Raw genomic sequence first — 8,851 nt, 5'->3', positions numbered from 1 at the left:
GTAGATAAATCGTTGTTACTACGACCTAACTGGTTTTGAATTGACATTGACGCCATATTCGATTGAATTGATAAAGCCATGTTTATTTCCTTTATGTTTTTAACGCTACCCACACTTTAAAAGCATAAATAGCAGTGACTAATCATTTAGAGCGACCACATTAAGAAAAAACTAAACTTTATTTTGATTTATTAATACAGGTGAAAATAATTATATATCTATCAAACTACATGCAGCTTCAAAAAAGACTTAGTAACCTTTTTTTTCAATTTTATCCGAGCACTGTCTAAACAAAAACAGCCCCATCAAAGATGCAGCTGTTTTGGTATTTTTTAATCGGTTACTTGGTTTATGTAACCTATCGTTAAACTATTAACGAAGTAATGAACCAATCATTTGTGTTGTGCTGTTTGCTGTACTAAGCACAGATATACCTGAATTCATAAGCAACTGCTGCTTTGTCATATTCGACGTTTCAGCTGCAAAATCAGCATCCATTAGCGTAGAAGCCGCTGCTTGGGTGTTTTCTTTCATGTTTGTTACGTTATTCATTGTATGATCAAGACGATTCATTGACGCACCTAGAGACGAGCGTGCAGTACCAATGTTTTTAATCAACCCATCAATAACGTCCATAGCACCAGTTGTCGCGGTCGTTGCACCAGCCGGAGTTAAAAGGTTACTCATTCCAGTCTGAGAACCCGTTTTAGTGCCAAGTGTTGTGTGAATAGTATTAAGCGCAGCAAATACGTTAACATCTAGTGTCTCAGCTGTAGATGAGCCAACTTGGAATGTTACTGCGGGTGCAGCTGTATTTGAAAACTTACCTACAGCAGAGGCAGTGGTGGCCCTTACACCAGCGCCAGCAGCTACATTAGCAGCTACATCTATCGCAAGTAACTTAGTACCACCAAAGCTAGTGTTTTGCATAATGCTTGCTAACTCATCACCTAATGCTAGATATTCAGCATTTAGTGCAATACCTTCATCACCACCATTTGTACCATTGGCAGCTTGCGTTGCAAGCTCTTTCATACGGTAAGCAATATTGGTCATCTCATCAAACGCGCCTTCCGCTGTTTGCATCATCGACATTGCATTATTTGAATTATAAAGTGCCGCGTCTTGACCACGTACTTGTGCATTTAAGCGTGATGCTATTTGCAAACCTGCAGCATCGTCTTTTGCTGAGTTAATTTTAAACCCAGACCCTAAACGCTCTAGTGCGGTAGATAAATCGTTGTTACTACGACCTAACTGGTTTTGAATTGACATTGACGCCATATTCGATTGAATTGATAAAGCCATGTTTATTTCCTTTATGTTTTTAACGCTACCCACACTTTAAAAGCATAAATAGCAGTGACTAATCATTTAGAGCGACCATGTTTAGAAAAAACTAAACTTTATTTTGATTATTTTTACAAATTAAGTCACAGCAGCTAAATACAAAATAAAATTATGAAAGAGTTCAGAGCTTATCGAATGGTAATAGCTATAAAAATCGGAAATTGATATCTCTGAGTTATAACTTTGAGATGCATTTCTATATGCAAAAGTTTACTAATTAATCTGAATTTTGGTTGAGAAACGTCAGTGAGAACAAGGCGGATTTATGCGTCAATAACGGGCTTATTGCAAGTAAATTCAACGTTGTCAGCACTGGAAATAGCAGCTTGAGATAGGTTTATTATAAACAGTTCAGGCTAATTAAGAGAATATTGCACCATATTACGCGTTACATTAGCTTGCGCCATGATAACACTTACACTATTAGCACCGGCACTGAGCATTTGTTGTTTAGCATTACTGCTAAGATTTGTAAGCGCTTCACTGTTATCAAGTGAGCTTGCGGTATCTAATTGCTGTAGCTGGGCAAGTAACTGCTGCCTCTTAGCTTGAACTTTCATTAAGTTAGCTTTTAAATGGCGTTGTGCATTTTGTATTCTATCTCTATGTTCTTGGATAGACGCATTTTTATCTGCTATTTTTGCAAGTTCATTTAAAGGGTTATCAATATCATTTAATTGTAATGAAATTGGATTTCCGGCGGCTACGCGCACACCTTGACCACTAATTACCCATGGTTCTAACAAAGGGCCTGCGTTTTCTTTTTTTGCACTAAACAGTAATCGATTTTCACGACTCAATTCCACACTGATTTGATGCTGCGAAAATGCACTTTGAACAGCACTAAAGTTAGCACGCTCATCCTGATTAGCAGGTAAACTTAAATTCAATGATTTACCACTTCTCCCCATAAGTAGATGAATATTTTCATCATGTGGACGTTTACTTATAAGATCCATATTTGCATTAAGCTGGCGTGTAATTGGTCTACTTGGATCATTTGTTCTTAATTGAGCGTCGAGCCCAGAACCTTTTCTACTCGCCGTATTTTGTAACATGGTAATTTGCGAGCTGATACCGCGCTGCTGCATTGCTTGAGGTTTAGTATTAGCGGCTTGCGTATTGAGTTGTTGCGCAAGCCTTTCTAAGCCAATGAATAAATTACGAATAGTTGCTTCACTTTGCTCTACTTTTGCCAGCTCTTGACTTAAAGCGCCTCGAATTGACCAATTAGTTAATACCTGAACCTGCTCTTGCTTAGCAACAATCTTATTTTTCCAAAGATTATTAGCCGAATCTTTTGAAGATGTAACGACGCCACTAGATTTAGCTGTATTAGCCGGCTCCAGAGATTGAACTTTTTCGCTACTTTTAACGAGCATGGTATGTTCCTGGTATTATAATTAAATATACGAAAACAAAGAGAGTTTACTTACATTTGAATAAACTTGCATTGATGACTCGTAAGCCGCCACTGACTCTTTTAATGATACAAATGCTTCAGGATAGTCTAAAGAGCTTAAATCGTCACGAAGATTAACCGTAAAAGTTTTTATATCTTCATTACTTGTAGTTACTGAGTCAAGTGATGCCATTGTTGCACCAATTGTAGTGACTTGACCACTAATGGTGCTCAAAAACCCTGCAAGCTTATCTATCATCACTCTTGATTGTGCACCAACGCCACCGGCAGGCGGGTTATTAACATCAACGAGATAGTCTTTCATAGCATTTAAAAAGCCGGCACTAGGGTCGAGGGCATCACCAATAATATTATTAATAACACTCGAATCATCAGACACAGATACTTCCCTAACTATGCTATCCCCGCTATAAGCGTAGTTACCTGAACCATCAATTTGAAAAGGTTTGTCATCTGTTTTACTCCCAGAGAAGTAATATTTTCCAGCGCTATCTGTCGCATTAAGTAAATCAACAATTGCCGGAAAAGCAATGCTCATATCTTGTCCAAGTGCTTTAATTTCAGAGTCGCCCATAGATGCATCTGCAGCGGTTGTAATTAAGCTCTGCAACGAATAAATTTGATTCACAATACCTGTTAACTGCACTTCTTGTTGACCAAGTGAATAATTAACCGCATCCATATTCGTTTTATACTGCTCTAGCGAATCAATTTCTGAACCTAAATTCATCAGCATTACAGTCCCAAGCGGATCATCTGATGGCTTTAGTATTCTTTGATTTTTACCAAGCTGAACAGATTTTTCATTAAATATCCCAGCATTAGTTTGGATGTTTTGAATAGAATTTAAATGATATTGATGGCTACTAACTCGCATTATATTTTCCTTTAAAACATTTGCAGTAAAGCATTAAACATTTGATCTGCTGTGCTAATTACTCTGGCGTTAGCGCCGTACATTTGCTGAAAATGCATCAGACTTGCAGCTTCTTCGTCCAAGTTAACGCCACTTAGGCTATCGCGCGCAGCTATTGCATTTGTGTTTAAACTCGACGCGGTAGCGATACTGGTCTTATTTTGTTTACTCGTAATTGCAAGCTCCCCTACCAGTAAAGTAAATCGCTCTCCTTTACCTGTCATTGCCGACAATATATCAGCAATATTAGAGTTATCACTGGGGCCTGTTGTACTGCTGTTTTTAAATGCGAGTTCATCTTTACCCATATTAGGATTAATACTTATGCTACCTAACGGGTTTAATGGATCATATTCAAATAAAGGAATACCCGCATTATTATTTAAGTCAAACCCGGCAGTTAGCGCTGTATTAACATCATCAGCTAAGTCTTTTACTAAGCTATTTAGGCTCGCTAATGTAGGTTTTATAATATCTTTTTCTGCGCTGATCAAGCCGCCAAAGTGCCCACCAACATGTTCATCGAGTTTAAATTCTTGGCCTAAAAAATGACTACTAACATCTGTATTATTGACCTTTATTGATGCAGCTTTAGTACCCACAACTAAAGGGGCACCACTTAACGTGCTAATATCTAAAAGGCCAGAATCACGTTCAACAATAGACACGCCAATATGTTCAGACAATTGGCTGATTAATCTTTCTCGGTTATCTTTTAATTCAGCACTGGGTTGGTTGTTTGCTATTGCTTTTCCAATACTGCCATTTACTTGTGCTATTTGCTGGGTAAGCGACGTTACCTCAAGAGACACATTGCTCATTTCTGAGCTCAGCTTTTTTGATTGCCCCTCTAATGCGCCATTTATTTGCGCAAAATCTTGCATTAAACCTTCAGCAGCTGATAAAAACTGTTGACGATATGCTGGCGAGTCAGGTGTCGTTGATGCTGCATTTAATGCATTGCTTAACGTTGTAATTGAGGCGTTTAAATTAAGCGAGTCTGTACCAACAACTTGTTCAATAAAGCCTAAATACGTTTGTTTGTTTTTATAGTATGAGGCGTCAGAGTTTGTACGCCAAATGTCATCATTTAAAAAAGCATCTACGATGCGATCTACCGAAGAAACCTCAACGCCGCCTAATTGAACACCCGTTGTTTTAAACTGTACAGACTGTCGTGAATAACCTTCCACTGCTGCATTTGCAACGTTTTGCCCTGCAACTGTAAGCGCTACATTTGCAGCATTAAGTCCACTTAATGCATTGTTTAACATCGACATAATTTAACTACCTAATAGGAATAATATTCAATGATTGAGTAAATGATGCACCAGAATAAATATCATGACTCTGGGTAGGCTCAACTTTTTCATTGTTCTTATATAATGGATCAGCGACCGCTATTAAGTCTTTCTTAAATGTATTTTCAATAGGTTCTATTTTTTCGTTAAATTGTCTAATAATTGCTTCAGCTAAACCGAGCTCATGTTTAGATGCAAGATGCTGCGCTGTTTGAGCATCGTACATATCTCTAAACTGTGCTTGTTCTTTACTATTAAAAAAGCCATTTTCACCCGACATTGTTTCTGTCGCACTGTTCATACTTTTTAAAACAAGTTGTAAAAATATGGCTTCAAATTGCTCAGCAGCTTGTTTGATCCCTTCACTCTCAGTACTATTTTTAGCTATATTAACTACATTAGTTGGGTCGATAGCCAATGATTGCGATAGTGTGTGTGGAGTCTCTATTTTCATTGCGTTATTCCATTAAATAACTAAAAGTTCAGCTTCAAGTGCACCGGCATTATCTAAAGCAATTAATATAGACATTAGCTCTGCGGGCGTAGCTCCAAGTGCATTAACCGCTTTAACAATTTCGTCCAAAGATGTGCCTTCAGGCCATAAAAGCATATTTTTTTGCTGTTGCTCAACGCTAATATCACTGGCTTGGGTAGGCGTAGTTTGTCCATTTGAAAATGGACCTGGTTGCGACACACCTTCTTGCTCACTTATGGTAATCGTTAAATTACCGTGATTAACCGCAGCTTTATGCACTCTCACTGTATCGTTCATTACAACAGTGCCTGTGCGGCTATTAAATACAATTTTTGGTCTCTCAGTACCTTCCTCAACCACAATATCTTGTAACATCGACATAAAGGTATTACGGCTGTTTGCATCACTTGGCGCACTTACCACTAACCGCCCCCAGTTTTCGGCTGTTGCTACGTCAGGGCCAAATACTTTATTTATTGCTTTTACTACATTGCGGGCAGTTTGATAATTTGGCGCTTTTAAGTTTAATACAACATCGGGTTGAGTTTTAAACATATCCGCTACGCTGCGTTCAATAATAGCGCCATTTGGAATAAGCCCTGAGGTAGGAACATTGACTGTCACCGATGAGCCATTTTTACCGCTGGCATTAATCCCCCCCACAACAAGGTTACCTTGTGCCAGTGCATAAATTTTGCCATCAACACCTTTTAGCGGCGTTAACATTAAGCTGCCACCGTGTAAGCTTTTAGCGTCGCCTAAAGAGTTAACTGTTACATCAATTAATTGGCCTGGGCTTCCCATAGGAGGAAGTGTTGCATGCACTGCAACGGCGGCAATATTTTTTGATTTTGGTAAACTTTTTTCATCAACCGAAACACCAAATTGCTTTAGCATATTGCTCAATGACTGACCCGCAAATTTAACTTGTGCTTTATCACCAGAGCCCGGTAAACCTACCACTAAACCATAACCAACTAATTGATTTTCGCGAACGCCTAATACATCCACCATATCTAATAATGGTCTAGCTTTAGCTGCATAACTTACCTGTGGTACAAAGCCTGAAAGGCTAATTAATAGCAGTAATAAATATCTCATTAAAACCTCAGTCGTCACTAGAATGGATTTAAGAATCGAGTAAACAGTGTAGTAAACCAACCTGGTCTATTCGCATCAGCCAATGTGCCTCTGCCTGTATAACTGATCTGTGCCTCTGCTATTCGCAAAGAAGACACTCTATTGCTTACATCAATATCAGCAGGGCGAACTAAACCTTCAATCTCGATATATTCATCGCCTTGATTTAGTTTTATTTGTTTACGCCCTTTTATTACTAATGAGTTATTTGATAAAACATGCTCAACCCGAACCGTTATAGAACCGCTAAGAAAGTTTTGCTGACTTGCACTGCTTTCACCATCAAATTTAGTACTTGAACCGACACCTAAATTTAAATCGGTGACATTTAAATTACCAGCAAGAGGAACACCGACATCAAAATCAGTTTTTTTGTCTAAACTCGAGTCAGAACTTTTACTTGATTGAGTTCGCTCGTTTAAAACAACCGTTAAAATATCACCAACTCTGTACGCGCGTTTATCGGAATAAAGCGAAAACATGTAATTATCTTGAAATAAGCTGCCATCTTGATGGTTTAAACCTTCTTGATAAGACTCTTGGCTGATCTCGTAATCTTTACGTGTTTTCTTTTTTTTGTTTTGAGGGCATTTAACTTCGCCATAAACAACTTCGCATTGAATAAACTCTCTGTTGTAGGGGGCATTACTGCACCCTGCCAACAACAAAAACACGATTAAAAAAGCTAACTTATTCATAATTATACGTTTTGATTTATAAAGCGTAACATTTCATCCGCAGCTGAAACGACTTTAGCATTCATTTCATAAGCACGTTGTACAGCAATCATACTGACCATTTCATCAACAACACTCACGTTAGATCCTTCAATAGTAAACTGTTGTAAAGCACCAAACGCCTCTTCACCAGGTATTCCTTCTACTGGCTCACCTGACGCTGCGGTTTCACGGTATAAGTTACCACCTAAGCTTTGCAGACCCGCAGGATTGGCAAAATTAACCGTTAATAGTTGACCTAACTCAACTGGCTGCGCTTCTTTACCAACAATAGCTGTAATTGACCCATCCGTGCCAATAGACACTTTTGTTGTTCCCTCTGGAAGCGCTATATTTTGCGCTAAAGGTAAACCATTGCTGTTAACTAGTAATGATTCTGAATTAAGCTGAAACTGGCCATTACGAGAGAACAAAAGCTCTCCATCTGGACTTTCGATTTGAAAAAAACCTTGTCCTGCAATTGCAACATCAAGTTGATTACTTGTTGTTTCAAAGCTTCCTTCAGTAAATTCTTTTTGAGTGCCGTTAATTCGAACACCTGTACCAACTTGGATACCTGAAGGTAGTTGATTCAAATCATCCGCTTGAGCGCCTGGTTGTTTTTGTACTTGGTAAAATAAATCTTCAAATACGGCTCTGTCTTTTTTAAAGCCTGCGGTGCTTACGTTAGCTAAATTATTAGAAATAGTGGTCATTCTAAGATCTTGAGCTGCAAGACCTGTTTTACTTACCCATAATGCTGAATTCATGATTAACTCCCTCTTTCTCTTTATCCACGTTCGCTAATAAGTTTATTGCCGCTGGTTGCGAGCTCATCTGCCGACTTCATCATTTTTACATTCATTTCGAATTGGCGGCTAATATTCATTGTTTTTATCATTTCGGCTACCGCATTTACGTTAGAGCCTTCGAGCGCGCCGGTTCTTACTTTAATTGTCTCGTCGGCTTCAAGTTGTTGTAAATCAGGACTTCTTAGTAACCCATCAGGGCCTTTAACTAAGTTTCCGTCAGTACTGGCGAGCTTAATTCGGGCATCTTCTGCAATAACCCCACCGCCAATTGGCGTAAGGTTAATTATACCGTCAGAGCCAATCTCAATTTCGCCAAACTCAGGTAGCTGTACATCGCCCCCATCACCTTGCAAACGACGACCATTGACAGTTACAAAACCGTCGGCATCAACAAGTAAGTTACCAGCTCGGGTATAGGCTGGGTTCCCATTATCATCCATGACTTCAAGGTAACCACCTTCACTTAAAGCAATATCTAAATTACGCCCCGTATCCATCACAGGACCTGCCGATAAATCAGTGGTAACAGGAGTCAATTGAGCAAGGTAGCGGGTTCTAAATCCGCCACCTTGAACCATCATAGATTGAGCTTGTTCCATATCAGCTTTAAACCCAGCTGTACTGACGTTAGCCAAGTTATTAGCGGCAACACGTAAGGCTGTATTATTTAGTTCAGCACCAGAAACTGCGGTATAAATTAATTTTTCCACAATCAGCT

Annotated in this window: 9 protein-coding genes; all 9 read right to left on the bottom strand. The window is 38.9% G+C overall.

All coding sequences use genetic code 11. The annotated features are described in order from the left end of the window. Window positions 1-372: 372 nt before the first annotated feature. Window positions 373-1,308 carry a flagellin gene (locus tag ACJJVZ_RS07800; RefSeq protein ID WP_405599550.1) on the bottom strand — a complete coding sequence of 312 codons (936 nt, stop codon included), beginning with the start codon at window positions 1,306-1,308 and terminating at the stop codon, window positions 373-375. 398 nt (window positions 1,309-1,706) lie between these two features. After that, window positions 1,707-2,732: a flagellin gene (locus tag ACJJVZ_RS07795; protein WP_282130655.1), complete on the bottom strand. Its 1,026-nt coding sequence runs from the start codon at window positions 2,730-2,732 to the stop codon at window positions 1,707-1,709. A gap of 21 nt (window positions 2,733-2,753) precedes the next feature. Beyond that, window positions 2,754-3,650 (bottom strand): flagellar hook-associated protein FlgL, encoded by an 897-nt coding sequence (gene flgL / locus ACJJVZ_RS07790; RefSeq protein ID WP_405599546.1) that lies wholly within the window; start codon window positions 3,648-3,650, stop codon window positions 2,754-2,756. Between the two features lie 11 nt (window positions 3,651-3,661). Beyond that, entirely contained in the window at window positions 3,662-4,969 is a 1,308-nt protein-coding gene (gene flgK, locus ACJJVZ_RS07785; RefSeq protein ID WP_405599544.1) for a flagellar hook-associated protein FlgK, read from the bottom strand. Between the two features lie 7 nt (window positions 4,970-4,976). Then, complete coding sequence (locus ACJJVZ_RS07780) at window positions 4,977-5,444, bottom strand: rod-binding protein (protein ID WP_077535681.1); 468 nt, start codon at window positions 5,442-5,444, stop codon at window positions 4,977-4,979. A gap of 12 nt (window positions 5,445-5,456) precedes the next feature. Continuing rightward, window positions 5,457-6,566, bottom strand: a complete 1,110-nt coding sequence (locus ACJJVZ_RS07775) for a flagellar basal body P-ring protein FlgI (RefSeq protein ID WP_405599541.1) — start codon at window positions 6,564-6,566, stop codon at window positions 5,457-5,459. A gap of 17 nt (window positions 6,567-6,583) precedes the next feature. Then, window positions 6,584-7,303, bottom strand: a complete 720-nt coding sequence (locus tag ACJJVZ_RS07770) for a flagellar basal body L-ring protein FlgH (protein ID WP_138584240.1) — start codon at window positions 7,301-7,303, stop codon at window positions 6,584-6,586. Window positions 7,304-7,305: 2 nt separating this feature from the next. Beyond that, window positions 7,306-8,091 carry a flagellar basal-body rod protein FlgG gene (gene flgG / locus ACJJVZ_RS07765; protein ID WP_077535684.1) on the bottom strand — a complete coding sequence of 262 codons (786 nt, stop codon included), beginning with the start codon at window positions 8,089-8,091 and terminating at the stop codon, window positions 7,306-7,308. Between the two features lie 20 nt (window positions 8,092-8,111). After that, the gene (locus tag ACJJVZ_RS07760) at window positions 8,112-8,843 is read right to left on the bottom strand and encodes a flagellar basal body rod protein FlgF (RefSeq protein WP_077535685.1); all 732 of its coding nucleotides are present in this window, start codon (window positions 8,841-8,843) and stop codon (window positions 8,112-8,114) included. Window positions 8,844-8,851: the final 8 nt, after the last annotated feature.

It is taken from the genome of Pseudoalteromonas sp. Ld19, assembly GCF_045064135.1.
Lineage (GTDB): Bacteria > Pseudomonadota > Gammaproteobacteria > Enterobacterales > Alteromonadaceae > Pseudoalteromonas > Pseudoalteromonas aliena.
This window is presented reverse-complemented; position numbering and strand designations above follow the sequence as displayed.